We start from the raw sequence: 23,236 nt of genomic DNA, 5'->3' as shown, positions 1-23,236 counted from the left end.
GCTGCCCGGGGTCCATCCGCGCGCAGGCGGGGGAGCCCCCTGACGGTGGCCGAGTACGGCGCAGGCTCCGGGTCCAGCCCCGCGCAGGCGGGGGAGCCCCCTGACGGTGGACGAGTACGGCGCAGGCTCCGGGTCCATCCCCGCGCAGGCGGGGGAGCCATGGTGCAGCGGCACTCCTTTCCCTCGAATGGGGGTCCATCCCCGCGCAGGCGGGGGAGCCGAGATCTGCCACTTCTGCGGATAGACGATGCAGGGTCCATCCCCGCGCAGGCGGGGGAGCCCATGGCAGCAGCGTGACGCGCCCGAAATAGACAGGTCCATCCCCGCGCAGGCGGGGGAGCCGGCCGAAGCTGCAGGCCGAGATCCTCCGCCGCGGGTCCATCCCCGCGCAGGCGGGGGAGCCGGCCGAAGCTGCAGGCCGAGCTCCTCCGCCGCGGGTCCATCCCCACGCAGGCGGGGGAGCCATGCCTGCCCGCCGGCGCGGAAGATCCGGACGGGGTTCATCCCCGCGCAGGCGGGGGAGCCCATGGCAGCAGCGTGACGCGCCCGAAATAGACAGGTCCAGCCCCGCGCAGGCGGGGGAGCCGAGCTCTGCATCGTTGATAGCTTGGGTCAAGGGGGTCCATCCCCGCGCAGGCGGGGGAGCCATGCCTGCCCGACGGCGCGGAAGATCCGGACGGGGTCCATCCCCGCGCAGGCGGGGGAGCCGAGCTCTGCATCGTTGATAGCTTGGGTCAAGGGGGTCCATCCCCGCGCAGGCGGGGGAGCCTCTTGCGCATACCTGATTGATAAAACTCAGATTGTCAAAGAACCACACTGATCACTGGATCAGTTGCGTCGTACCAACAGCATGCCGTCAAGATCTGCCAATTCCCGCCTGGGCAGGCCGAGGACCAGTAGCCCCAGCCCGCTCGGCCAGGCATTGTCGCGCCAAGTCAGCAGGATCGAGCCACCCGGCATCCCGTCCCACCAGTCGGACAGCACGGCCCAGACCCGCTCGCGCACTCCGCGGGAGAGGTTGGGGGCCACGAACACACCAGGTGCGACCTCCGGCATGATGGAGGACAGGAAACCACGGTAGCGGTCCGGCACGTCCCGCGTGACGACCACGGTCATCGGCATCAGGCGCTTGGCTCCTCGACGAACAGCGCCTTGATCCGGTCGATCATCGCCGGGATCACGCCGCCCCGGCGCAAGCGCTCGGCGACGATCCGCCGCGTGGTCCGCTCGATCGGATCGCCCGAATGGCGCTGCGCGATCGCCACTGCCTTGAACGCACAGGGCACCGTCACCTCGTCACGGAAGAGATCGGCGATGTCGAGCACGAAGCTCTGGCCCGAATCCTCATGTATAAAGCCGAGTTGGGGGATCGTGCCCGTGGCCGCAACGGCGATCGCCGCGGCGGCCTCCACTGCGCTGGCTGCATGGTTGATCGCCTGGTTTGGCAGGTCCGCCGCCGTCGGATTGGCGCGGTCGTAACGCCGGCCGGCCCAGGCGATGCCTGCGCGCTCCGCGGCCAGGCGATACACCTCTTTCATACGGGCACCCTCGATGCCGCGCAGCACCGTGATGTCCCGATGCGGCAGTACCTCGCCCAGGCGGAGAGCGTACATCCGGCGCGCCACCTTCATCCGCGTGCCCTTCGCATCCGCCCAGGCCAGGGCCTGCGCTCGCGCCAGGGCAGAGCTGTCGGGTGTCAGCGGCTGTGCAGTGTAGAAACGCACCCCGCCCTCACCGATGGCAGCCAGCCCGGTGCCGTGGCGGGCCAGCAGGCGCAGCGCGTCATGGCTGATGCTCGACCCAGGCCCGAGCAGGACCAGCGAAACCGATTGGTGCGGCAGCCGGTAGTCGCCCGCCGCCACCGTCTCGCTGCCGGCGGCGACGAAGCGCAGGCAGCCATCCTCGACAGAGAGCGTGCCGCGATCCAGCCAGAGCAGGCCGTGCCGGTCGGCATGCGGCAGCCGCGCCGTCTCCAGACCCAGTCGGCCTTTCAGCATCCCGGCCGCGCCCTACCGCACGGGCCGCAGCAGCAGCATGCCGAAGCCGAACGCGCGATGCCGTCCCACGCCGCGGGCAAGCAACTCCGCGAAGGCCTCCGGCTCCGTCACGCGCAGGATACCGGAGAAGCTGGCTTCCGGCGTGGCCCGCCGCAACCGCAATGCCCGCGTAGCATCCCGGCGCTGCGCCTCGACCAGTTGGAACGCGTCCAGGGTCACCTGCTCCAACGTGGCGCCCGGGGCCAGCCGGCGCGCCAGCCAATCCCGGTAGACCTCGCCCCGGCTCGGGCCGGCCTCGGGCGGCAGGCCGTCGATGGCGGCGAGGAAGGCATCCACCTCGCGCACCTTACGGCGGTCGCCGTCGCGGTCCTGCCGCACCGTCGGTCGCAGATGGACAGAGAAGCCGAGGCGATGGCCGGCGGGGAAGCGATCCGGCATCCGCTTCGCCGCCAGCCGGTCGAGCCCGCCCAGCGCCGCCAGGGCGGCAGGTTCAGCGAAGCTCGCTGCCTGCAGGCGCAGCGTCGTCTCGTCCTGCTGGGAGTAGGCCAGCAGCTTTGGCGGACGCCGCGCGTCGCGCTGCAGCAGGAAGGGCTTCGGCGCAAGGTTGCCGAACACGGCGCAGAGCAGGGCATGCAGCGCATAGCCGACATCGCCCTCGCCCTGCCGCGGCATCAGGCCGTGGCCCTGCGCCCAGCGGAAGATCCGCGCCACGTCTGGCTCCGCCTGCAGCATGGTCAGGGGCATGTGCCGGCCTCCGCCGCCTGTCCGCGATCGTCCGATGCGGCATCGGGGCGGGGAGGGGCTAGGTGCCGGATCAGCACCGTCCGCCCGCCGCCATGTACGCCGGAATGCCAGTCCCGCAGGTCGCCGGCCCAGCGCCGTTCATCCCCCAGCAGCGTGGGTTCGGTTGCCGGCAGCAGAATGCGCCAGAGCCCAACCGCCGGCTCGGGCGGCAGGCTGGCGAGCGCGGCGAGCAGCCCCTCCGCCTCCACCAGCCCACCGAGCAGGGGGCGGCTGGGCAGGCAGGTCTTGCGGCCGAGGAAGAGCGGTCGCGCCGGGCTCTCCAGCGCGGCGGCAAGCGCCTCCAGATCCGGCGCCTCCCCAGCGGGGTCGAGGCGCAGCGCCACCGTCACCCGCTTGTCGGCATCGTAGTCGCGCAGGCGGATGTGCGGCGCTGCATAGGTACCGGGGCCGCCGGCACGCTCCTCCGGTGTGCCGCTTGTGGTCCAACCGCGGTCGTCCTTGCCGAGCTGGGCGGTTTGGAAATCGGTGATGCGCTCACCTTCCCGGTCAATGCGCGCGGCGAAGACCAGCCGCGCCTGAAGCCGAGCATGGCGCTCCCGCTCCCCCCGCCGCCAACCCAGGGCATTGGCTAGTAGCCCGATCAGTAGGGAGGCGGTCGGGAAGTCACCGACCACACCCCGTGCATCGACCACCTCTCCGCCGAAGGCGAGCAGCGGCCCCTCCAGCACCAGGAGCAGGTGCCGCGGCATCAGGCAGCCCCGGCGGCAATCGCCCCGCGCACCCAGGCCGCGAGATCATCCAGGCTGCGCGGCACGCCCGTCCCTGGCAGGCTGGCCTCGGCGGCGCTGAGCAGGCCGCGCTCCTCCTTCAGCCCGTAGCAAGCATCGAGCCGCGCCATATGCGCCGAAAGGGCATCGAGCGCGCGGCCAAGCAGGTCGCCCTCGCCGGAGAGCGGCACTGGCCTGCGGAAGGCATTGGCCAGGCTGCGTGGCTGGCGCGTGCCCAGTTCCACGAGCAATGCCTCCGCCCAGGCATAGGGCGCGGTCGAGCCTTTCTTTGCCCCCGGGGAGACGGTGGCGATCAGGTGCAGCAAGTGCTCCACGACCCGCCCGCCCAGCGCCGCGTCATTGCCGAGATTGGCGACCAGGCCGGGCACGTCCACCACGACATAGCCGTAGAACAGGCCGGAGGTCAGCTCCGTCTCGAACAGGCCGGCCGATCCGGTCTCGCCCGCCTCGCGCGTCAGATCGTCGATGACGGTGAAGTAGTCGCTCTCGCTCTCCTCCGCATGCACAGTGAAGGCGTGCGCGACATGGATGGCGGCCTCGGTATTGGCCTCGGGGTCGGAGGTGACCATCCGGCCGAACAGAGCGCTTTCCAGTCCGGCGGCGAGGTCACCCGCCACCGCCTTCATGGCTGCCAGGTTCTTCTTGCCCTCACCCTTGCCGAAGCGCGCCTCAATGCCGGCCTCGGCCGCCTTGGGGCTGTCGGCCCCCGCCACCGCCGTCCGCGCCAACGCCACGATATGCTCGATCTCCGGCTGGCCGAGCAGCAGGGCCTGGCGGCTCGAAATCTCGACGCTCTTGTCGCCGTAGAGCTTCTTCGCCAGGGAGACCCGCACCGCCTCGGCGATGGCCGACGGCAACTCGCCGAGGCGCGGCATGATCTCGCGCTCTACCACCTCGCGCGAGCGGATGGCCATGGGCTGGCCGATCGCCTTCAGTGCCCAATCATCCTCCACCACCCGCCAGTGTCGCTTCAGGCATTGCGAGGAGACGCGGATGCGGGAGGCACCACCGAAGGGCAGCCGCTTGGCGAGGCCGGCGTCGTCGCGGTTCAGCAGCACTGCCGGATAGGCGGCGAGGGTATGGATCTGGACGAAGCGCGGCGGCGTCATGCGGTGGCATCCTCGGGGGCTTGCGTCCGGGCGGCCGTCTCAGCGGCGGCCTCGGCGCGGTAATAGGCGCGGGCGATGGCGGTACGGGCCTCTTCGGAGGCTGCGGCCTGCCCGCGGAAGGCGCTCAGCACCAGGTGCCGGAGCGCATCTGGATCGAGCTTCCGCCCTTTGGCGACGAGGAAGCGGACCATGCGCGGCAGCACCACCAGCAGTTCGGTCGGGCGAGCCTGCAGCAGCCGGGTCAGCCGGCCCTCGCTGTAGCCGGCGGTGTACAAGGCGGCGCCGAGCGGTGGGCCGCCGCGGTGCAGATCCGGCGCTGCCAGGGCCAGGGAATGGATCAGCAGCGCCCAGGCCCGCTCGCCCCCGTCCTGTAGCCAGCGCTCCGGCAGGTCCGCCAGCAGTCGCTGCAAGGCCGGCACGGCGAGGTTGCCTGCCGGGTCGAGGCGCCGCAGCGCCGCGCGCGGGCCGGGGCCGAGATGCGGGTCAGCCAGGCGCCGGGCGATGGCACGCAGCGCCTCCGCCGCATCGGGCGGGGCGGCGGAGGGATCAGGCGGCGTCACGCTGCGGTTCCTTCAGCCAGGAGGCGAGCAGGCCATCGGGCCTGTAGGCAACATGCAAAAGGGCGGCACGGCCTCGGACCCGGGCGCGGTAGCGGAGACGGGAGGATTTCGGCGCCGCGGCATCGGCGACGTCGAGCAGGGTACGGGCCTGGTCGAGCAGGCCGCGCACCCAGGCGCGCCGCTCCGCCTCCCGCGCCGCCCTATCATCCTGCTCCAGCTCTCGCCACAGGGCCGGGAAGAAGTCGCGGTCCACCCCGGCGTCAAAGCGGCGGAGGAAGGTCTCTGCCTTGCGCTTCGCCTCCTCATCACGCGGGTCTACCGCTTCCGGCCCGTTTTCCAGCAGGGCAAGCAGGCCAAAGCGCAGGGCATTGGCCATGGCGGCGGCCAGCGCCACGCGCTCCTGCGCCGTGGCGGCGGCGCGGTCGGCCGCGCGGCTGGCGAACAGCGCGCGGACGCGCCGGGTGAGCGGAACGCGCCGCTCGTGGTAACCCTCGGTCTTGCCCTGACCGCGCGTCAGGGCGCGCGCCAGCAGCACCAGCCCCTCGGCCGGGTCCTCCGCCTGCGGGTCCTGCAACGGGGCGTGCCTGATGGAGGGGGAGAACATTAGCTCCACCATGCGCCGGTAACCGAAGCCGCGGGCATCGACGGTCAGCACCTTCAGGCTGCCGTCCTTCTCGGTCAGCACCGGCGCCCAGGGATCCCCGGTGACGCCGCCCGGCGCGGGCGCGACGCGCGGCGCCTTGGACCCCCCGGCCCGGGCAGCGATGCGCCCCGCCACCTCCACCAGGCGGACACGGCGGCAGATCTCGATATAGAGCGGGTCGAGCCGCATGCGCGGCAGGGAGGCGGCGCCGTCCCAGGGCTCCAGCCAGAGCAGGGCGAGCCCGCCAGCCTCGGCGCAGCCTTCCGAGAGGGGCGGCCGGCCGCCCAGCGCGAGCAGGCAGCGGATGTCGCGCCGCACATGTGCTCCCGGTCCGCCGGGCGGCACGAGGCAAAGCGCCGGCCGGTTGGCGAAGCCGCCATTCATGCGGCTGATGCCGTAATTGCCCGCGCCCAGAAAGCCTTCCATCGTCTGCAGGCTGACCAGGGCAAAGAGCCAGTCATCCGGCGCTGCCGCGGCCATGACCTGCCGCTTCAGATCATGGTTCTTCGACGCAACGAGCAGGTCGAGCGCATCGGGCGTCGACACGGCGTTCTTCAGGGCGCCGATCCCATCCGGGATGGGGGGTTGCAGCAGCGCCGGCCGGTTGGACGGGCCAAGCAAGCACCAGGGCGCGTCATCCGCATGCTCCGGCGTCAGGCCGCGCAGCAGGTCGCGCCAAGCGCCTTCATTCTCTGGCGGCGCCAACAGGCCGGCTCTCAGTAGGGCCAGGGTGCCGAGCTGGACCAGGAAGGCATGCCAGGCATGGCGCTGATGTGGCCGGAGGGCGGTGAAGCCCGTGATCGCGTCCTGCATACAGGCGGCGAGCACGCCCGGCAGGGTCAGCAGATCCTGGCGACCATCTGGGCGAATGACGCGGATGCAGGGCTGGATCAGCGTGTTCATGGGCTTGTCAGCATGATGGCAAAATCACCTAACCAGCGAGCCTCAGACGCTCACAGTCCATAAACCAACGGCCATTTGCAAGCGAGGATATTCAATAAGCGCGTCGTGATAGTGGAACAGAGGTTCTGACGCGCGACGCAGGGGAAGCACCGCGGCATGGTAATGGAACGATTTATCAATAATCCAGGATCATGTCCCCTTTGCTGGATCGGGAGCAGGGGCCACTCAGGCTGAGACACCAGCCGCAACGTTTACGCGCCGCACGGCTGGAGCATGCGGCGTTCGCTTGCGCTCACGCAGCATGCTCCAGGCCGTAGTTTTGCGAGCATTTTCACGCGTTCAGCTGATTCCATCTGAACGCGATCTGCTCTAGGCAAATCTGTCCCCGCGTGGGCGGGGGAGCTTTGGTATAGGAGCGCTCGGCCGAGGCGCGCTGCGGTCCATCCCCGCGTGGGCGGGGGAGCCCTCGAGTCCCCGCCCGGCCTTACCCTGGCGGCGGGTCCACCCCCGCGTGGGCGGGGGAGCCCTCGAGTCCCCGCCCGGCCTTACCCTGGCGGCGGGTCCACCCCCGCGTGGGCGGGGGAGCCCTCGAGTCCCCGCCCGGCCTTACCCTGGCGGCGGGTCCACCCCCGCGTGGGCGGGGGAGCCCTAGAGTCCCAGCCCGGCCTTACCCTGGCGGCGGGTCCATCCCCGCGTGGGCGGGGGAGCCGGGTCTGGAAAGGACTCCGCGATATGGTAAGGGGGTCCATCCCCGCGTGGGCGGGGGAGCCCGCGCCACGGGCGGCCAGGTGACGCCGAACGACGGTCCATCCCCGCGTGGGCGGGGGAGCCGAGCTGCGCCCGGTTCTGTCCCTCACAGGAACAGGTCCATCCCCGCGTGGGCGGGGGAGCCCGTGGATCCACCACGACCTTTCGGATCCCGCCTGGTCCATCCCCGCGTGGGCGGGGGAGCCGGCGATGCGCTCGACCTGGTGGCCTGGGCGAAGGGTCCATCCCCGCGTGGGCGGGGGAGCCGCCTGCAGCACATCACTACCTCCATGCCCCCCAGGTCCATCCCCGCGTGGGCGGGGGAGCCCGCAGCGTGCGCGAGGCCCGGCCGCCCGAAGGTGGTCCATCCCCGCGTGGGCGGGGGAGCCTCTAGGTGCTAACCACCTTAGAAAACTGCCGAATTGTCAAGGAGCCCTGGAGCGTGCCCTACGCCGCCGACACCTGCAGACCCATGCGGTCATAGGTGAAGGCGTGCCCGCCCACCCGAAATCGGACCCCATCCTCGGTCTGTTGCCAAGCCTCCGGCTCCACCATCTCTCCCAGGCCGGACAGCATGTGGTGCGGCAACCGCAGGGCGCCCGGTGCTGAACCGAAGGGACCGGCCAACCCCTCCGGCACCGTCACCAGCAAGTCCTTCGCACCCAGTCGCGTGGCCAGCCGTTCGTCTGAAGCCAGCACGAAGTCGCTGAAGGGCCTGGACCGGTCGAGGAGCGCCACCCCCGCCTGCTGCCGCCGCGCAATTCCGGTGCCGGCGATGGAGTGGAGATGCCGCGCCCAACGGTCATCTGCTTCCCGCCAAGCCGCCTCAATGGCAGCGAGCGCCTCGGGATGCGTCGCGTTTTCGACCAGGAGGCGGTTCATTTCCGGCACGCGCCAGGTCGCATGCCCTTCCAGCAGGCGCCAGGTTGCCTCGATCATGCGCCAGTCCTCATAGACCCGACCCAGGCCGTGCCGCCCGCGCCGCTCTGCCAGCCGCAGCATTTCGCGCCCCTGGGGCACCAGCACCAGGGCATGTGGCGCTACGAAGCCGGCCGGCCGACTGCGCCCGGAATGCCGGTGCAGCCGGCCTAGCCGCTGCAGCAGCACATCCGCCGGGCAGAGATCGGTAAGCAGCAGATCGGCATCGAGATCGAGGGAAACCTCCAGCGTCTGGGTCCCGACGACAACGCCCCCTTTCCCCACGCCGCGGTCGCGGCCGAAGCCCGCCTCCACTGCCGCATCCAGCCGCAGGCGGTCCGCCCCGGCGAAGCGACCATGATGCAGCGTCGGCACCCCGCCCACCCGGAAGAGCGCGGGGTGATCCGGGCCGGTCAGGACCTCCAGCGCCCGCGTCGTCGCCACCGCCGCGCCGACCGTGTTGCGCAGCACCAGCACCCTGGCGCCTGCTTCGGCCGCCCGCAGCGCCCGAGCGGCGATGGCCTCAGGCCGGTCCAGCCAGTCGGCCAGCTCCAGTTCCGTCACCTTCCCCGGACCAGCGGGCTCCAGGGCCTGCTGCTGCTCCCGTCCCGCCTCTGCCCAGCTCAACGCCGGATAGGGCAAGGCTGCCGCCACCCTAGCCGGCGGGCAGGGCGTGCCCAGCAGGCGCGAGCGCATGCCGGCCCCAAGCGTCGCCGAGAGCAGCAGGGCATGGCCACCGGCGCGCAGGTGTTCGCGCAGCAGACTGCCGAGCAGATCTTCCATGTAGCGGTCGGAGGCATGCACCTCGTCCACCACCAACAGATGTCGCAGTAGCGCCGTGCCCCGCAGATGCGCATGCTTCACCCGAATGGTGCCCAGCAGTGCTTGATCGAGCGTGCCGATCGCGATCTGCGCCGCCAGGAAGCGTTTGGGATGCTCAGCGGCCCAGCGGGCCCGGGTCTTGCCGCCATCCGGGTCATCGCTCCATTCGAAGCGAAAATCGGGCAGCGGGTGGCCCTCGGCTGCGTCGGCCCGCACCTGCCCTGGCACCGCCAGCACGACGGCAGGCTGATCTGCCGGGCCGAAGAGCCGGTCGCGGAAGGCCAGGACGCGGTGGAAGACCTGCGTCGCCGCCACTCGCGTCGGCAAGGCGAAGTAGAGCCCGTCCACCGCGCCCTGTTCGAACAGCGTCTTGAAGCGCCAGAGCGCCGCCTCGGTCTTGCCCGATCCCGTCTCGGCCTCCAGCACCAGGCAGCGGGCGGCGGCCTCCCCGGTTGCGGCCTGCGCCGGCCGGGGCCGGGGCACGCCGAAGCTCGCCGCGAAGTCCGGGGCCGCAGCGCGCAGGACAAGGCGACGCGGCTCGACGGCCAGGCCGGTGGCGGTCAAGGCTTCCAGCGCCCAGACACGTGCCTCCGCCATACGGCCAGCATAGGAGCCATTGGCCATGGGAAAGAAGCGCTCGTCCGAGCCGAGCCAGTCGGCCAGCATCAGCAGGCCGGCGAAGGCGTGGTGGAAGGGCGGTGTCTCCGGCAGCGGCGGGCCGCGCTCGAAGGCCGGGGCGAACCACGCGTCCAAGGCCTGCCGTAACGGCGCCAGGTCGGCAATCGGGTCGCCCTCGGCATCGGCGCGCCAGTGCGCGCGGGCGCTGGGCAGGATCGGCAGCTCTTTAACTCGCCAGGGGCGACCGTGGTGGGCGAAGACGGCGTCGAAGAGGTCGCAACTCCCCTCGTCGCCGAACCATGCCGCCAAGCGGTCCAGACCGAGGACGTCATGAAGGCGCACCGTCAAGTCCTCTGCGTCCGGCGCCTGCACCAGCCAGAGGAGCTGGTCGATATGGCCGACCGGGAGCGCCTGCGGATCGACACGCCGGCGGAATCCACGATTGGCCTTGCCGATGTCGTGTAGAAAGCAGAGGGCAGCCAAGCGGGCCTTGGTGACCGGGTCGAGCGCGTCTCGGTCAGCGAGCCGTGCCAGCCGGCGACCCAGGATAGGCATGTCGAGCAGCGCCTCGGCCACGGCAGCGACATCGGCCGAATGCGCGACAAGGTGATGCCAGCGGACAATCTGGCCGGTCTTGTCACGCAGGATCTTGGCCCAAAGCTCCCGGGACGTCGGCATGACAGGTAGCGGCACGGAGCACTCTCATTTCTGATCGTTGCGAAGCCGCCGCAGATCGAGAGACGGGCGACGAGTGTCGCAGGTATTCGACGACATTACCGCAGGGCAAAGACGATCTGCTCATCCGCAAGCGCGTTCTCCGCCTCATGCGCCAGGCCTCCTTGCTGCGGCAGCTCCATACCGCCAGACGGCCGATCCGCGCCCGTGAGGGCACCGTCGTCGCCCCGGCCTCCAACCAGCGCTGGGTCTCCGACAGCTTCGAGACCCCTGCTGGAACGGCGAGGTGGTCCGCGTCGCCTTCGCCATCGACACCCATGACCGCGAGGTCATGGCTTGGGCCGCCACGATCGGCGCCGGGATCAGCGGCGAAATGGTGCGCGACGTGATGCTGGAGTGCGTTGAGCGCCGGTTCGACGCCGTCCGCGCCCCGGAGCCAGTGCAGTGGCTGGCCGACAACGGCTCGGCCTACACCGCAGGCGAGACGGTGGACTTCGCCACCGCGCTGAACCTCGTCGCTTGCTTCACGCCGGTCCGCAGCCACGAGAGCAACGGCGTCTGCGAGCCTTCGTCAAAACCATGAAGCGCGACTACGTCCGGGTGAACCCAAGGCCGGACGCCATCACCGTCCTCCAGCAACTTCCTTCCTGCTTCGAGGACGACAACACCATCCACCCACATAGCGGCTTGCGTATGCAGTCACCTCGTGAGTTCACCGCAAGTCAGTCAGCCACCCAAGCCGCGTGTCCGGTCTGACGGGGAGCACTCCACCAAACAACGTGACAATGCCGGAGCATCGGTGCCGTCGCGGTTCCCGGGGCGCCGCTTAGGGCGCGAGATGTGATAAGGCAGCCCCCGGCGCTTCTGCTGCATGGCAGCATTGCTGTTGACACCGCATCGAGAACTCGTCAGTTTCCTTTCCAAGGAACTCTTGAGTTTTCTGCAAGAACCCACCGTGCATCTTCAATCCCGCCACGCCCGCTCCTCCAGGGCCGCTGTCTCGCGCACTCGGTGGGCCTGCCTGCGAGGCGCCACCGCCCTTGCCGGCCTGCTGCTCGTCTCAGCCTGTGACGATCAGCCGCGGCAGGCGGCAGCCAACGAGGCTTCCGCACCACCGGCCGAGGTGACCGTTGTCGCCATCCGCCGACAGGCCGTGCCCGTCACGACCGAGATGCCCGGCCGAACCACCGCATACCGCGTGGCCGAGGTGCGGCCCCAGGTCGGCGGCGTGTTGCGTGAGCGCATGTTCACCAAAGGGCAGGAGGTTGGGGCCGGGCAGCCGCTCTACCAGATCGATCCCGCCCCCTACCAGGCGGGCCTCAACAGCGCCGAGGCGGCCCTTGCCCGCGCCGAAGCCACGGCCCGGTCGGCTGGGATCACGGTCAACCGCTACCGCCCCCTGGTCCGCGCCCAGGCTGTCAGCCAGCAGGCCATGGACAATGCCGAGACGGCGCTCCGCCAGGCCCAGGCGGATGTTGCCTCCGTCCGCGCCGCAGTGGAGATGGCACGCATCAACCTTGGCTACACGCAGGTGATCTCACCCATCGACGGGCGCACCGGCCGTTCCTCGGTGACGCCGGGCGCGCTGGTCACGGCGAACCAGGCCGACGCCCTCGTTACCATCACCCAGCTCGATCCGATCCATGTCGATGTAACACAGTCGAGTGTGCGCCTGCTGCAGCAGCAGCGCGCCGTCGCAAGCGGCACGTTGCGCCGGGACGCGGCCGATCGGGCACCGGCCAGGCTGATCCTCGAAGACGGGTCGGAATACCCGCATGCCGGCCAGATGCAGTTCACCGAAGTCATCGTCGACCAGGGCACCGGCTCCGTCACGCTCCGTGCAGTCTCCCCCAACCCCGACGGGATGCTCATGCCCGGCATGTTCGTCCGCGCGCGGGTCGAGGAGGGGGTCACGGACCGCGCTCTCCTCGTGCCGCAGCAGGCCGTGATGCGGACCCCGCGCGGCGAGGCGACCACCGTCGTGGTGAATGCGGAGGGTGTAGCAGAGCCGCGCCTGCTCCGCGCGGATCAGTACCGCGTGCAGCGTGCCGATCTCTTCCCGCAACTCGGCGCGACGGGCAGCTTCGAGGCCGGCCGAACCCCGGCTGCCCTTGCCACGGCCAATGTGCCGATCGACAGCGCCGCGGGCATCACCCGGCGTACTTACGGTGCCGGCATCGGCTTCAGTGCCTGTGAGATCGACCTGTTCGGGCGTGCCCGCAGCCTCAGTTCCGCGGCCTTCGCCCACTATCTCGGCTATGAGGAGGCACGGCGCAGCGCGCAGATCAGCCTGGTCGCGCAGACCGCCAATGCCTGGTTGGCCCTGGCCGCCGACCAGGAACTGCCAGACCTCACCCGGCGGATGCTGACCAACCAGGAGGAGGCACGGCGCCTGACGCGCGCGGGCTTCGACGGCGGCACCGCAACCGCGCTGGCGCTGCGCCAGGCGCAGACCTCGGTCGAGACGGCGCGGACCAGCCTCGCCCTCTATACCCGCCGTCAGGCGCAGGACGAGAACGCCCTCGCACTGCTCCTCGGCCGGGCCGTGCCGGCTGAGCTGCTGCCGGCTGGGCTGTCCGTTGATGCGTCGCCGATGGCCGAACTCCCCGTGGGCCTCAGCTCAGAGAGGCTGGTCCGGCGGCCCGACGTGCTGGCGGCGGAACAGAACCTGATCGCAGCCAATGCCGATATCGGCGCGGCGCGTGCGGCCTTCTTCCCTCGGCTCACCTTGACGGCCGGCGCCGGGTCCGCCAGCGCCGGGCTCTCGCAGCTTTTCGGCGCCGGCAGCGGGTCCTGGAGCTTCGCGCCCCAACTCAATATCCCGATCTTCTCGGCCGGGGCACTGCAGGGCAGCCTGAACCTTGCCCAGGTGCAAAGTGACATCCAGGTCGCCATCTATGAACGGACGATCCAAACTGCCTTTCGCGAAGTCGCCGACGCACTCGCCGCGCGCAGTACCTATGACCACCAGATCGCCGCGCAGCAGGCGCTGGTCGCAGCTTATGAGGGTGCGTACCGGTTGGCCCTGCGGCGTTTCCGCAGCGGCCTTGACACCTATCAGGCGCCTCTCGATTCCCAGCGTCAGCTCTTCGCCGGACAGCAGGAGCTGATCGGGCTGCGGTTGCAGCGGCTGCAGGACCTGGTCTCCCTCTACAAGGCGCTCGGCGGCGGCTGGCGTGAGCAGAGCAAGGTGGCAGCGGGGGACGTCCAGTGACCACGAATGGGAAGATCCCGGCGCGGGGGCGCCTCTCCGAGGCCGATCGTTGCCGGGCTCTACGGCAGGCAGCCGAAGCCGTCTTCCTCCGGATGGGCTATGCCGCGGCCAACATGGATGATGTCGCGCGCACCGCTGGGATGTCGAAGCGGACGCTGTATCAGCACTTCCCCTCCAAGGCGGCGCTGTTCGAGGCGGTGATCGAGGATTATCTCGCGCCGCTCCGCATCGACACCGAGCTGGAGGAGGAACCCGACATCGCCAGGGCGCTGACCGCCATGCTGGAAGTGGCCGCGCGGCATCTTCTCGCATCAAGTCAGAGCGGGATCCTCCAGCTTGTCGTCGCTGAAGTGAACCGTTCGCCGGAACTCGCGGATGCCTTCCATCGCGCCGGGCCAGGCCGTGGCGCAGGTTCGCTCGAACGCCGCATTGCGGCTGAGATGGGGAAGGGGCGGCTGCGGGTCTCCGACCCGGAGGACGCCGCCAGCATGCTTTATTCGATGGCTATAGGCGCGATCCACATCAAGATGCTGCTCGGCCTGCGTGGCCCACCGGACGAGGCCGAGATTTCCCGCCGCGTCCGTCAGGCCGTCGCCGTTTTTCTTCGCGGTACGATGATCGATTCTGTCGGTCTGGTCCTGGAGCTGCGGGACGACGCCAAAGGTCAGTAATTCCTTACGGCAAGTTTTAAACAAGGCAATTTCAATCACCAGTCAATCAGGCGGGGGAGCAGAGGTGTGAAGGCGATTATCTTATGTGCTGGCCAAGGCCGACGCTTGCTGCCGCTGACAGAACGGGTTCCGAAATGCCTCCTTCCAGTCGCCGGGCGCTCCATCCTTGAATGGCAGATTCGTGGATTGGCCACCGCTGGTATTGAGGATATCACGCTCGTAACGGGATTTGAAGCTGAGGCTGTAGAGCAATTGGTTCACGCCATCGCTCCGGCCCGTGCCACAGTCCGCACGGTATTCAACCCTTTCTTCAGTGTGGCTGAGAATATCGGCAGCTGCTTCCTCGTTCGAGACCTGCTCCAGGCCGCCGAAACCATTCTGCTGAATGGTGATACGTTGTTCGAGACGGCAGTGCTGCGCCATTTGCTTTCGACACCGGATTGTCCAATTACAGTCACGATCGACCGGAAGCCCACCTACGACGCCGACGATATGAAGGTTTCGCTGGATGGAACGCGGCTGACGGCCATCGGTAAGACGCTGCCGGTCGGCAGCACTCATGGCGAATCAATCGGCATGCTGATGTTTCGCCGCGATGGAGGGGAAATGTTCGCGGCCGGGCTCGAAGCGGCACTGCGGCAACCGGACGGGCTCGGCCGGTGGTATTTGTCGGTCATCCACACCCTGGCACAGACCGGCGTCGTGCAGGCGAGATCGATCGAGGGCCATGCCTGGGGCGAGATCGACTATCCGGACGACCTTGCTGCCGCCGAACGGCTTGTGCGTGCCTGGGGTAACCCTGCTATTGCCACCGTCGCGGGGGGGAACTGAATGGACTTCCCGCTGCTTCCGACCCTGAACTCCTGCCCCCAGCGCCTCGGCGACTTCGACACCTTGTCGAAGGCCCTGGATTACGCCGCCGAGGGCGTCACCGGGTTCAATTTCCACGATGGACGGGGCGTGGTGACGCAAGTTCTGTCCTATCGACGGCTGCGCCGGGACGCCCTCGCTCTGGCGCGCCGCCTGACGCATGCCGGGCTTCGGCGCGGCGATCGGGTGGCTATCGTCGCCGAAACCCATCCTGATGTGGTTACGGCGTTCTTTGGCTGCCAGTACGCAGGTCTGGTCCCAGCACTGGTGCCGTTGCCCGCGGCATTCGGTGGTCGCGAGATCTATGTCGAGCATATCCGCCGCCTGGCCCTCGCGGCCCATGCATCGGCCCTGTTCGTGCCGGACGCCATGCGGAACTGGCTGGCGCCCTTTGCGCGGGAGGCCGGGCTGAAGGCCTTCGGCAGCGTCGCCGCGCTGCCGGACGGTCCGGATGGCGGGCCGCTGCCGATCCCCACGCAGGAAGACGAGATCGCCTATCTGCAATTCTCTTCCGGCAGCACCCGCTTCCCCGTGGGCATCGCGGTCACCCAGCGGGCGCTGATGGCCAATATCAGTGCGATTCTGCGGCACGGCCTGCGTGTGGTGCCGGAAGACCGCGCGGTGTCCTGGCTGCCGCTCTACCATGACATGGGCCTGGTCGGCTTTCTGTTGGCGCCGCTTGCCGGTCAGGTGACGGTCGACTTCCTTTCTTCTCATGAATTCGCGCGCCGGCCACATGTCTGGCTGCGCCTGCTGTCCGCTAATCGCGGCACGCTCTCCTATAGTCCGAGCTTCGGCTATGAACTCTGCACCCGCCGCGCGCGGCTCGGCATGGCGAAGGGGCCACCGCTGGACCTCTCGGCGTGGCGCGTCGCCGGTATCGGAGGCGACATGATCCGCAGCCATGTGCTCGACCATTTCGCCGAGACCTTCGCCGCCGATGGCTTCCGTGCGGAAGCCTTCGTTCCCAGCTACGGTATGGCGGAGGCGACACTGGCAATCAGCTTCGCACCGCTCGGCACCGGCGTCGCCACCGATATCGTGGATCTCGACCAGCTTGAGCGCGAGGATATCGCGCAGCCGGCCACGAGCGGAAGCCGACGCACACGCGCCTTCGTCCTGTGTGGGCTGCCGGTTCCAGGAACCGAGGTAGAGATACGGCATGCCGCCGGATTCCCACGCCCCGGGCGGCCACTGCCGGAACGCGAGGTCGGACGGATCCTGGTCCGCGGACCGGGCCTGATGCGAGACTATGAGCAGCAGCCGGAGGAGAGCGCAGCCGCCCTCTTGCCAGATGGCTGGCTCGACACGGGCGACCTTGGCTACCTCCTGAACGGCCAACTCGTCATTACCGGACGGGCCAAGGACCTGATCATCGTAAATGGCCGCAATATCTGGCCGCAGGACCTGGAATGGTCGGTCGAGCAGGCCGTGACCTCGGTCCGCACCGGCGATACCGCTGCCTTCGCCGTTGAGGAGGACGGGGTGGAGCAAGTCGTCATGTTGATTGAAGCCCGCGGCGCGCCCGACAGCGACACGCGCACAAAGCTCGTGGCCGCTGCTGCGGGCACGCTCCGCGCGCGGCATGGGCTGGAGGCTTGCATTGTCCTGGCACCGCCCGGCAGCCTGCCGCACACCTCCTCGGGCAAGCTCAGCCGCATGGCGGCGCGCGCGCTCTATCTGGCAGGCGCTTTCACGATGCGCGCACCCGTCCTGGAGCCGGTTTCCGAATGATGAAGGCACCGCTGGTCGCGGTCACCGGCGCAACCGGGTTCCTCGGGCGCCATGTGCTCGACACCCTTGCGGGCAAAGGCTGGCGGCTGCGCCTCCTCATCCGAGGCGATGTCCTGCCACGACTGGCGACCCGGTCCGTGGAGCTGGTGCGCGGCGATCTTGCGGATGAAGATGCGCTGCAGCGGCTGGTCCGGGGGGCGACGGCGGTCGTGCATCTTGCCGGCCTCATCAAGGCCAAACGACGGGCGGATTTCCTGGCTGTGAACCGCGACGGCAGCGCCCGGCTGGCCGCCGCAATCGCCGCGGCCGCACCCGGGGCGCGCTGCGTGCTGATCTCCTCCCTCTCGGCGCGGGAGCCGCATCTGTCAGACTATGCCGGAAGCAAGCAGGCCGGCGAGGCGGCGGCGATTGCCGCCCTTGGTGAGAAGGCCGACTGGGTGGTGCTGCGGCCCGGTGTCATCTACGGTCCCGGCGACCGCGAAGGCCTTGCGCTCCGTCGGCTGGTCTCCGCCCCGTTCATACCGGTGCCACGCGCGCCGGAGCCGCGCATCAGCTTCGTCCATGCGCGGGACGTTGCTGCGGCTATCGCCGGCGTTTGCCTTGCCGGGCCATCGAATGCGGTCTTCGAGGTCGCGGACGAGCGTTCCGGCGGTTACGGCTGGCGCGAGATCATGCGCCGGCTCTGCGAGATGTTGCGGTGCGAACCGCGCTTCGTGCCGGTGCCGGATTCGATGTTCTTGGCAAGCGGAGCAATGGCCGATGCCTGGTCGTCAATAACCGGGCGACCCAGCCTGTTCGGGCGCGGCAAGGCGCGCGAGATCCTGCACCGGGACTGGGGCTCGAGTGCCGAGCGGCAATTGCCCAGCCTGGTCTGGGTTCCCGGCATTCCGCTGCAGGCGGGGCTACAGGATATGCTTGGCTGGTGGACGAGCCTCGGCCTGGTCAACGCCGCAGCTCCTGCATGAAAGTCCGTGCTGTTGTGTCGGATGCTACCTGCGCGTTGCCTCGTAGCGGAAGCTACAGGTTCCACGGGTTCGGCCCAGTACCATCAGGTCCGGTATATCCGATGCGGTCAGTTGGTTGCCCTGGATCCGTCCAACGACTGAGCGGGTTGCTCCGATTGAGCGCAGTGCCATCTCTCCCTCTGGGGAAACAGTGCCGGCAAGCATCGGCTTCGGGATTGCCAAACCTCGGTGCCGCGACGAGCGCATCTCGACCAAGCCGCCCTCGACCCGGAACCAGACCCTTCGCGACCTATCGGAACAGGTGAAATCCGAGCTGATCGGCACCCGCTGGCCCTCGTACCAGACTACGGAGGGCGCAGTCGTAGCGGAAGCAGCTTGGCCGCCCCCTGCCTGATCTACCACCGTTTGGTGTGGTGCTGGCCCCGTCTCGGCGCAACCGGCCAGAAAGCTCAAGACCATGAGGCTGAGCCTGCTCAGTGAGGGGCAACCGCACCAGCCTCCGCCCGCCAGAAGCGAGGTCCGAAGGGGCGTTCGATCGTGCCGGCGGGCACGGGCGCGTCTGGCGCATCGCATTCTGCAAACCTTTGTTCCTGTGCGCTTCGCTGCGTCAGCTGCTGAGGGCACTCAGCACCATCTACTTCCATATGTGTCCGAGCGCACGGTGAAACGACAGCGAAAGATCAGGTGCGGGGCTGCCGTACAGAATTGTTGCCATGCTGGTCGTCCCGCCCTGCGCTGGCCGCAAGCTCCTCATGTCTGCCCCCAGACGCCAGGGTTACATTTCAATGACCTATCCAATACATTCGACTGGAGGACTGAGATATGTTTGGGGGGCCGAGGCATGCCGGATGAGGAACTAGTGCTGCGCGAAATCACGGGCGCATTGGAGGAACTGGGCAAGGGGACGGTGCCGGTGACCATGGAGACAAGTCTCCTGCATGACTTGAGCCTGGATTCGGTCACTGCCCTCGATTTCGTCATGCAGCTCGAGACGCGGCTGGACATCATCATCCCGATGGATGGCATGGCAGAAATCGAGACCATCGGCGATCTCGTCGGTGTGCTGACCCGCGGCACCGGCAAGGCCGACTGATCGATGCTAGCTAAACTTCGCGCCCTGCGCTCCGAGCTCGCAATGGTCTCCGCCGCAGGGCGGAATCCCTTCGGCGTGACCTTCGATTCCATTTTGTCGGCGACGGAGGCGATCCTCGACGGGAAGCGCGTCCTGCTGCTGGGCACCAACAACTATCTTGGCCTGACCTTCGACCAGGACTGCATCGACAGCGCGGTCACGGCGACCATGGCGCACGGCACCGGCACCACCGGCTCGCGCATCGCCAACGGCACCTATGGCGGCCATGCGGCGCTGGAGCAGCGGCTGGCACGCTTTCTCGGCCGGCGGCATGCGATGGTCTTCACCACCGGCTACCAGGCCAATCTCGGCACGCTGTCCGCGCTAGCCGGGCGCGGCGACCACCTGCTGCTGGATGCGGACAGTCATGCGAGCATCTATGACGGCGCGAAGCTCGGCAATGCGCAGGTCACCAGGTTCCGTCACAATGATCCGGACGACCTTCGGCGCCGCCTGCGCCTGCTCGCCGACCAGCCGGGCGAGAAGCTGATCGTCCTTGAGGGCATCTACAGCATGCTCGGCGACACCGCGCCGCTGCGCGAGATGGTCGAGGTGAAGCGCGAAGCCAGTGCCTGGCTGCTGGTGGACGAGGCCCATTCCCTGGGCGTGCTCGGTGCCCACGGCCGCGGCCTGGCCGAAGCGGACGGCGTGGAGGCGGATGTCGATTTCGTCGTCGGCACCTTCAGCAAGAGCCTGGGCGCGATCGGCGGCTTCTGCGCCTTCGACCTCGACGATTTCGGTGCGCTGCGGGTTGCGGCCCGGGCCTATATGTTCACGGCCTCCCTGCCGCCTTCAATCGTCGCCTCGGTCATCCAGGCCATCGAGGCGATGGAAGCCCAGCCACAGCTGCGCGACAGCCTCCGGCGGAACGGCCAGCATCTGCATGCGGGGCTGGCCGCCGCCGGCTTCGTGCTCGGTGCGATGCCGAGCCCGATCGTATCCCTGCCGATGCCGGACCGCGAGACGGCGATCCGCTTCTGGAACCAACTCCTGGACGCAGGCGTCTATACGAACCTGGCGCTCGGGCCGGCGACCCCAGGTGGCAGGCCCTTGCTGCGCATGAGCGTCAGCGCCGCCCTGACCCCGGAGCAAATCGACACCGCTATCGCCGTAATCACCCGGACCGGGCAGCTGCTGGGGCTGGCTACCGCCGGGCTGGCGGCGGCGGAGTAGCGGGCGCGAGACCGGCCCGGCGTCCTTCAGCGCACCGCCCCATCCCGCCGCAGCCGCCACAGCAGGATCGGCGCCGCAAGCACGGGGTGGCGGCGCTGCCAGCCGGTCAGTTCGATCGTAACCCCCGCGTGGCGGGCAATCTTGCTCGTCAGGTAGTCCGGGCCGCCATCGAAGGTGAAGGCGGCCTTGACCAGCCGCATCACGTTCAGCGTCTTGCCGCAAACGCGCCGAACCGCCCAGGAAAGGGTGAAATCCCCGACCAGACCAGGCCGCAGCTGTCCCTCGGCATCCACGGCGGTGGCCAGGCCGAGCCGCGCCAGCGCCAAGGTCAGGGCCGGGCCGTACCAGCCGGGCGAGGCAGCCAGCAGCCGGTCCGACCGGTTGCCGCGCTCGACGCGGAGTTCGGCACCGTAGGTGCGGGCCAGGAGGCCGCGCCAATATTCCACAGGCGTTGCGGCCGGTGGACCGAGCCGGATTGCCCAGAGCACGGCCGTCGTCAGCGCCTGCGCCACGGCCTGTTCCACCCTGTGCCGCGCCGCAGGATCGTGCGCATGGACCAGGGTCGATGGCTGGCAGAAGCGGGCCCAGATCGTGGTGTCCAGCGATCCCGGCCGCAGCCGCCGCTCGAACTGACGAAGCGTCAACACCGCCACCTTGGCACGGATCGGGCCGGCGAGGCCGTCGCTGCGCCAGTGCAGAACCGTTGGCGGCAGCAGGGCATTGAACAGCGCCGGCAGCCAGCGCCGGTGAAAGGCCCGGTGACCGCTGGTCAGTACATAGAGGTCGAGCAGCCCGGCTGGATCGTCGTCGAGCCGGCAGGCGCCATAGAACAGCACCGCCTCCACCCCGACGCCATGCCGGGCCAGGATGTCCTCGGCTAGGTGTCGGGCGGCCAGCATGGCGGCACCAGGTTCGGCAGGTGTGGCAAGTTCGGCGGCGACCAGCGCCTCGAGCGTTGCGGGGGCGGCGGGCGTCACGGCGTCACGAAGGCGACCCGGCCCGGGGCGGAGAGCACCAGCCCCTCCGGCCCCGGCTCGAACACCTCCCCGTCCAGCACGAAGGGCACGCCGAGCCGGATGGCGAGCCGGTCTGCGTTGCCGCTGCGATAGCCGGCTGCCGACATCCAGGACCGCGGCCGGCCCTGGACGCTGGCCCAGAGCGCTGCCGCAAGACGCTGCGGCGGCGCCGCGACATCGAGCCACCGCACCGGCCCCGGGCCGTCCCCCCAGAAGGGCCATAGCCCCAGCATCAGCTGGTCGAGCGGCGTGGCCAGGACCAGGAAGCGGTGCCCGTCTCGCGGCGCCAGATCATCCGGCGCCAGCTCCATGGCGGCGCCGGCCCGCAGCGAAGCGTCGCGCCCCCACAGGGTCCGCAATGCAACGCCGGCCAGGGCCAGCAGCACCGTCAGCCGGTCATGGATGCCGCGCCGGTGCAACGCCCGATCCGCCAGCAGCTTCGCCTCGGTGAAGGCGCCGGCGCCGAACAGCAGCCCATGCAGCGGCAGGGTACCGTGCAGCCCAGGCCGGGCGACCTTCAGCACCGGCAGCAGCCGGCGGCGCAGCGTGCCGCACCGGGCCGCCTGCAGCAGCCGCGCCAACGCCGCCTCCCCCGGGCCGGCGCTGCCCAGCACCCGCGCGGCCAAGTTGGTCTTCCCCGTCGCCAGCAGGGCGATGTCGGGTGGATGGTCGCCAAAGGCAGCCGGCAGGGCGGTCAGGACCTCGCGCAGCGTGCCGTCGCCGCCCTGCACGGCCAGCAGGTCCACCCCCTGTGCCGCGAAGCCGGCCAGGGCGGTGCGGAGCTCCGCCAGCGTCGCGGGCACGGCAAGCGGTAGCCCAGCTGCCTGGGCGCCGAGCCTGCCCTGCCCCTTGCGCAGCATCCGGCTCAGCGGGTTGCTGATGATGCCGACACGCCGGACGCCGCCGGACCCGCTCATTGCTGGAGCCAGGAGCGCAGCGGCGCCCGGCGTTGCGCCAGGCCCGCCTGCACCGTCACCACCACCTGCTCGATGCAGCCGAAGACCGTCCAGGCGGCCACCGCCAGCATGCCGAGATCCGGCCGCCCGATCAGCGTGCCCAGGGTGAGCAGCACCAGGTTCGGATTGCGCCGTGCGATCACCAGGCGAAACAAGCTGTCGAAACGCCGCCAGACATGGATCTCCATGCCGAACAGGGCGAGGAACAGCCCCTCCTGCAGCCGCTGGAGCACATAGCCGACGAAGACGATCACACCCACCGCGACGGGTTCCGCGAGCGGCATGCCCACCGCCTGCAGCCCCAGGATCCAGGCCAGCCACCAGAAAGGTGGATGGATCAGGTCGATCGCATGGTCGAAGACGTTGCCAAAGGGCGTCGAGGTCAGCGTCACCCGCGCCAGCTTGCCGTCCACGGTGTCAAGAAAAGTCATCACCCAGGCCGCCAGCAACCCGGCCAGAAAGGCCCCCTCGGCGAAGAGCCAGAGCGCGAGGAAGACCAGCACGAGGCTGACCAGCGTCACCTGGTTCGGGGTGATGCCCAGCGCGGCGCAGGCGCGCACCACATGGAAGGCCGGGCGGGGCCAGACATGCTTGGTGACGGCATCGGTGACACCCTTGTAGGAGCCGCCGAACATCTCCCATTCCACGGCCCGGCGGGTGTCGGGCCCGAGGCGCAGCAAATAAGGGTTGCCGCGCTTGCGCAGCGCGCGGTCGTAGCTGTCCGTCAGTTCGGCGGGCGCCGCGGGACGCAGCCCGGCGAAGGCCGCATCCGTGGAGGCACGCCCGGCCTCCAGCGCCTCGGCGATCGGGGCCGCGGCGATCCCCGTCGGCAGATGCGCAGCGACCGGGCGGCCATCCTCCGGCCGGCAGAGCAGTACGCCGGGGCTGCGCACCAGGCCGGCGACCAGGGCGGCATCGTGGACATGATCCGCCCGCAGCAGGAGAAGCCTGCCATCCATCTGCGTCCCATCCCAGGCGGCG

The 23,236-nt window shown here is 69.4% G+C and carries 18 protein-coding genes, 1 pseudogene and 2 CRISPR repeat arrays (1 of these 21 cut by a window edge); of the genes and pseudogenes, 8 read left to right on the top strand and 11 right to left on the bottom strand.

Translation table 11 applies throughout. The features are described from left to right. Positions 1-769: a CRISPR direct-repeat array (repeat unit 29 nt; unit sequence GGGTCCATCCCCGCGCAGGCGGGGGAGCC); it reaches 601 nt to the left of the window's first position. Between the two features lie 59 nt (positions 770-828). The 8 genes from cas2e to cas3 form a co-directional block, all read right to left on the bottom strand. Beyond that, a complete protein-coding gene (cas2e, locus tag NJ376_RS07630) occupies positions 829-1,122 on the bottom strand; it encodes a type I-E CRISPR-associated endoribonuclease Cas2e (protein ID WP_252952647.1) in 294 nt (97 codons plus the stop codon). After that, positions 1,122-1,997 carry a type I-E CRISPR-associated endonuclease Cas1e gene (gene cas1e, locus NJ376_RS07625; RefSeq protein ID WP_252952646.1) on the bottom strand — a complete coding sequence of 292 codons (876 nt, stop codon included), beginning with the start codon at positions 1,995-1,997 and terminating at the stop codon, positions 1,122-1,124. Before cas1e ends, cas2e begins: the two co-directional genes overlap by 1 nt. A gap of 12 nt (positions 1,998-2,009) precedes the next feature. After that, entirely contained in the window at positions 2,010-2,741 is a 732-nt protein-coding gene (gene cas6e, locus NJ376_RS07620) for a type I-E CRISPR-associated protein Cas6/Cse3/CasE (protein ID WP_252952645.1), read from the bottom strand. Further along, positions 2,732-3,490 (bottom strand): type I-E CRISPR-associated protein Cas5/CasD, encoded by a 759-nt coding sequence (cas5e, locus tag NJ376_RS07615; protein WP_252952644.1) that lies wholly within the window; start codon positions 3,488-3,490, stop codon positions 2,732-2,734. Before cas5e ends, cas6e begins: the two co-directional genes overlap by 10 nt. After that, positions 3,490-4,638: a type I-E CRISPR-associated protein Cas7/Cse4/CasC gene (gene cas7e / locus NJ376_RS07610; RefSeq protein WP_252952643.1), complete on the bottom strand. Its 1,149-nt coding sequence runs from the start codon at positions 4,636-4,638 to the stop codon at positions 3,490-3,492. Before cas7e ends, cas5e begins: the two co-directional genes overlap by 1 nt. Then, entirely contained in the window at positions 4,635-5,198 is a 564-nt protein-coding gene (casB, locus tag NJ376_RS07605) for a type I-E CRISPR-associated protein Cse2/CasB (protein WP_252952642.1), read from the bottom strand. The genes cas7e and casB overlap by 4 nt, the downstream gene beginning before the upstream one ends. Next, positions 5,185-6,744 carry a type I-E CRISPR-associated protein Cse1/CasA gene (gene casA, locus NJ376_RS07600; RefSeq protein ID WP_252952641.1) on the bottom strand — a complete coding sequence of 520 codons (1,560 nt, stop codon included), beginning with the start codon at positions 6,742-6,744 and terminating at the stop codon, positions 5,185-5,187. The genes casB and casA overlap by 14 nt, the downstream gene beginning before the upstream one ends. A gap of 376 nt (positions 6,745-7,120) precedes the next feature. Then, positions 7,121-7,880: direct repeats of the CRISPR family, unit length 28 nt; unit sequence GGTCCATCCCCGCGTGGGCGGGGGAGCC. 58 nt (positions 7,881-7,938) lie between these two features. Then, positions 7,939-10,527 (bottom strand): CRISPR-associated helicase Cas3', encoded by a 2,589-nt coding sequence (cas3, locus tag NJ376_RS07595; protein WP_252952640.1) that lies wholly within the window; start codon positions 10,525-10,527, stop codon positions 7,939-7,941. A gap of 128 nt (positions 10,528-10,655) precedes the next feature. Between cas3 and NJ376_RS07590 the strand changes: the two are divergent. The 8 genes and pseudogenes from NJ376_RS07590 to spt form a co-directional block, all read left to right on the top strand. Beyond that, positions 10,656-11,280, top strand: a pseudogene (locus NJ376_RS07590) (DDE-type integrase/transposase/recombinase); the annotation flags it as partial. Between the two features lie 115 nt (positions 11,281-11,395). After that, positions 11,396-13,738 (top strand): efflux transporter outer membrane subunit, encoded by a 2,343-nt coding sequence (locus NJ376_RS07585; protein WP_252952639.1) that lies wholly within the window; start codon positions 11,396-11,398, stop codon positions 13,736-13,738. Beyond that, complete coding sequence (locus NJ376_RS29215; protein WP_252952638.1) at positions 13,735-14,409, top strand: TetR/AcrR family transcriptional regulator; 675 nt, start codon at positions 13,735-13,737, stop codon at positions 14,407-14,409. Before NJ376_RS07585 ends, NJ376_RS29215 begins: the two co-directional genes overlap by 4 nt. 66 nt (positions 14,410-14,475) lie before the next feature. Next, positions 14,476-15,240 carry a phosphocholine cytidylyltransferase family protein gene (locus NJ376_RS07575; protein ID WP_252952637.1) on the top strand — a complete coding sequence of 255 codons (765 nt, stop codon included), beginning with the start codon at positions 14,476-14,478 and terminating at the stop codon, positions 15,238-15,240. Next, entirely contained in the window at positions 15,241-17,013 is a 1,773-nt protein-coding gene (locus NJ376_RS07570) for a fatty acyl-AMP ligase (protein ID WP_252952636.1), read from the top strand. Then, on the top strand, positions 17,010-17,978 hold the full coding sequence (locus tag NJ376_RS07565) for an NAD-dependent epimerase/dehydratase family protein (protein WP_252952635.1): 969 nt from the start codon (positions 17,010-17,012) through the stop codon (positions 17,976-17,978). The genes NJ376_RS07570 and NJ376_RS07565 overlap by 4 nt, the downstream gene beginning before the upstream one ends. Positions 17,979-18,819: 841 nt before the next feature. Then, entirely contained in the window at positions 18,820-19,071 is a 252-nt protein-coding gene (locus tag NJ376_RS07560; protein WP_252952634.1) for an acyl carrier protein, read from the top strand. Between the two features lie 3 nt (positions 19,072-19,074). Beyond that, on the top strand, positions 19,075-20,283 hold the full coding sequence (gene spt, locus NJ376_RS07555; protein ID WP_252952633.1) for a serine palmitoyltransferase: 1,209 nt from the start codon (positions 19,075-19,077) through the stop codon (positions 20,281-20,283). Positions 20,284-20,309: 26 nt separating this feature from the next. On the opposite strand, the gene NJ376_RS07550 is transcribed toward spt, so the two are convergent. From NJ376_RS07550 to NJ376_RS07540, 3 genes are read right to left on the bottom strand one after another with little or no spacing between them, the layout of a single operon-like run. After that, complete coding sequence (locus tag NJ376_RS07550; protein ID WP_252952632.1) at positions 20,310-21,260, bottom strand: hypothetical protein; 951 nt, start codon at positions 21,258-21,260, stop codon at positions 20,310-20,312. Continuing rightward, the gene (locus NJ376_RS07545) at positions 21,257-22,216 is read right to left on the bottom strand and encodes a diacylglycerol kinase family protein (protein ID WP_252952631.1); all 960 of its coding nucleotides are present in this window, start codon (positions 22,214-22,216) and stop codon (positions 21,257-21,259) included. The genes NJ376_RS07550 and NJ376_RS07545 overlap by 4 nt, the downstream gene beginning before the upstream one ends. After that, positions 22,213-23,214, bottom strand: a complete 1,002-nt coding sequence (locus tag NJ376_RS07540; RefSeq protein ID WP_252952630.1) for a CDP-alcohol phosphatidyltransferase family protein — start codon at positions 23,212-23,214, stop codon at positions 22,213-22,215. The genes NJ376_RS07545 and NJ376_RS07540 overlap by 4 nt, the downstream gene beginning before the upstream one ends. Positions 23,215-23,236: the final 22 nt, after the last annotated feature.

This window comes from Siccirubricoccus soli (genome assembly GCF_024178315.1).
GTDB lineage: Bacteria > Pseudomonadota > Alphaproteobacteria > Acetobacterales > Acetobacteraceae > Siccirubricoccus > Siccirubricoccus soli.
Note: the sequence above shows the minus strand (reverse complement) of the source record. Positions and strands in the feature narration are given on the sequence as shown.

What these genes read in the sequence shown, in the direction of transcription:
- cas2e (WP_252952647.1), bottom strand. Translation starts at nt 1,122, where the DNA reads ATGCCGATGACCGTGGTCGTCACGCGGGACGTGCCGGACCGCTACCGT.
- cas1e (WP_252952646.1), bottom strand. Translation starts at nt 1,997, where the DNA reads ATGCTGAAAGGCCGACTGGGTCTGGAGACGGCGCGGCTGCCGCATGCC.
- cas6e (WP_252952645.1), bottom strand. Translation starts at nt 2,741, where the DNA reads ATGCCCCTGACCATGCTGCAGGCGGAGCCAGACGTGGCGCGGATCTTC.
- cas5e (WP_252952644.1), bottom strand. Translation starts at nt 3,490, where the DNA reads ATGCCGCGGCACCTGCTCCTGGTGCTGGAGGGGCCGCTGCTCGCCTTC.
- cas7e (WP_252952643.1), bottom strand. Translation starts at nt 4,638, where the DNA reads ATGACGCCGCCGCGCTTCGTCCAGATCCATACCCTCGCCGCCTATCCG.
- casA (WP_252952641.1), bottom strand. Translation starts at nt 6,744, where the DNA reads ATGAACACGCTGATCCAGCCCTGCATCCGCGTCATTCGCCCAGATGGT.
- cas3 (WP_252952640.1), bottom strand. Translation starts at nt 10,527, where the DNA reads ATGCCGACGTCCCGGGAGCTTTGGGCCAAGATCCTGCGTGACAAGACC.
- NJ376_RS07585 (WP_252952639.1), top strand. Translation starts at nt 11,396, where the DNA reads ATGGCAGCATTGCTGTTGACACCGCATCGAGAACTCGTCAGTTTCCTT.
- NJ376_RS07570 (WP_252952636.1), top strand. Translation starts at nt 15,241, where the DNA reads ATGGACTTCCCGCTGCTTCCGACCCTGAACTCCTGCCCCCAGCGCCTC.
- NJ376_RS07565 (WP_252952635.1), top strand. Translation starts at nt 17,010, where the DNA reads ATGATGAAGGCACCGCTGGTCGCGGTCACCGGCGCAACCGGGTTCCTC.
- NJ376_RS07560 (WP_252952634.1), top strand. Translation starts at nt 18,820, where the DNA reads ATGCCGGATGAGGAACTAGTGCTGCGCGAAATCACGGGCGCATTGGAG.
- spt (WP_252952633.1), top strand. Translation starts at nt 19,075, where the DNA reads ATGCTAGCTAAACTTCGCGCCCTGCGCTCCGAGCTCGCAATGGTCTCC.
- NJ376_RS07545 (WP_252952631.1), bottom strand. Translation starts at nt 22,216, where the DNA reads ATGAGCGGGTCCGGCGGCGTCCGGCGTGTCGGCATCATCAGCAACCCG.
- NJ376_RS07540 (WP_252952630.1), bottom strand. Translation starts at nt 23,214, where the DNA reads ATGGATGGCAGGCTTCTCCTGCTGCGGGCGGATCATGTCCACGATGCC.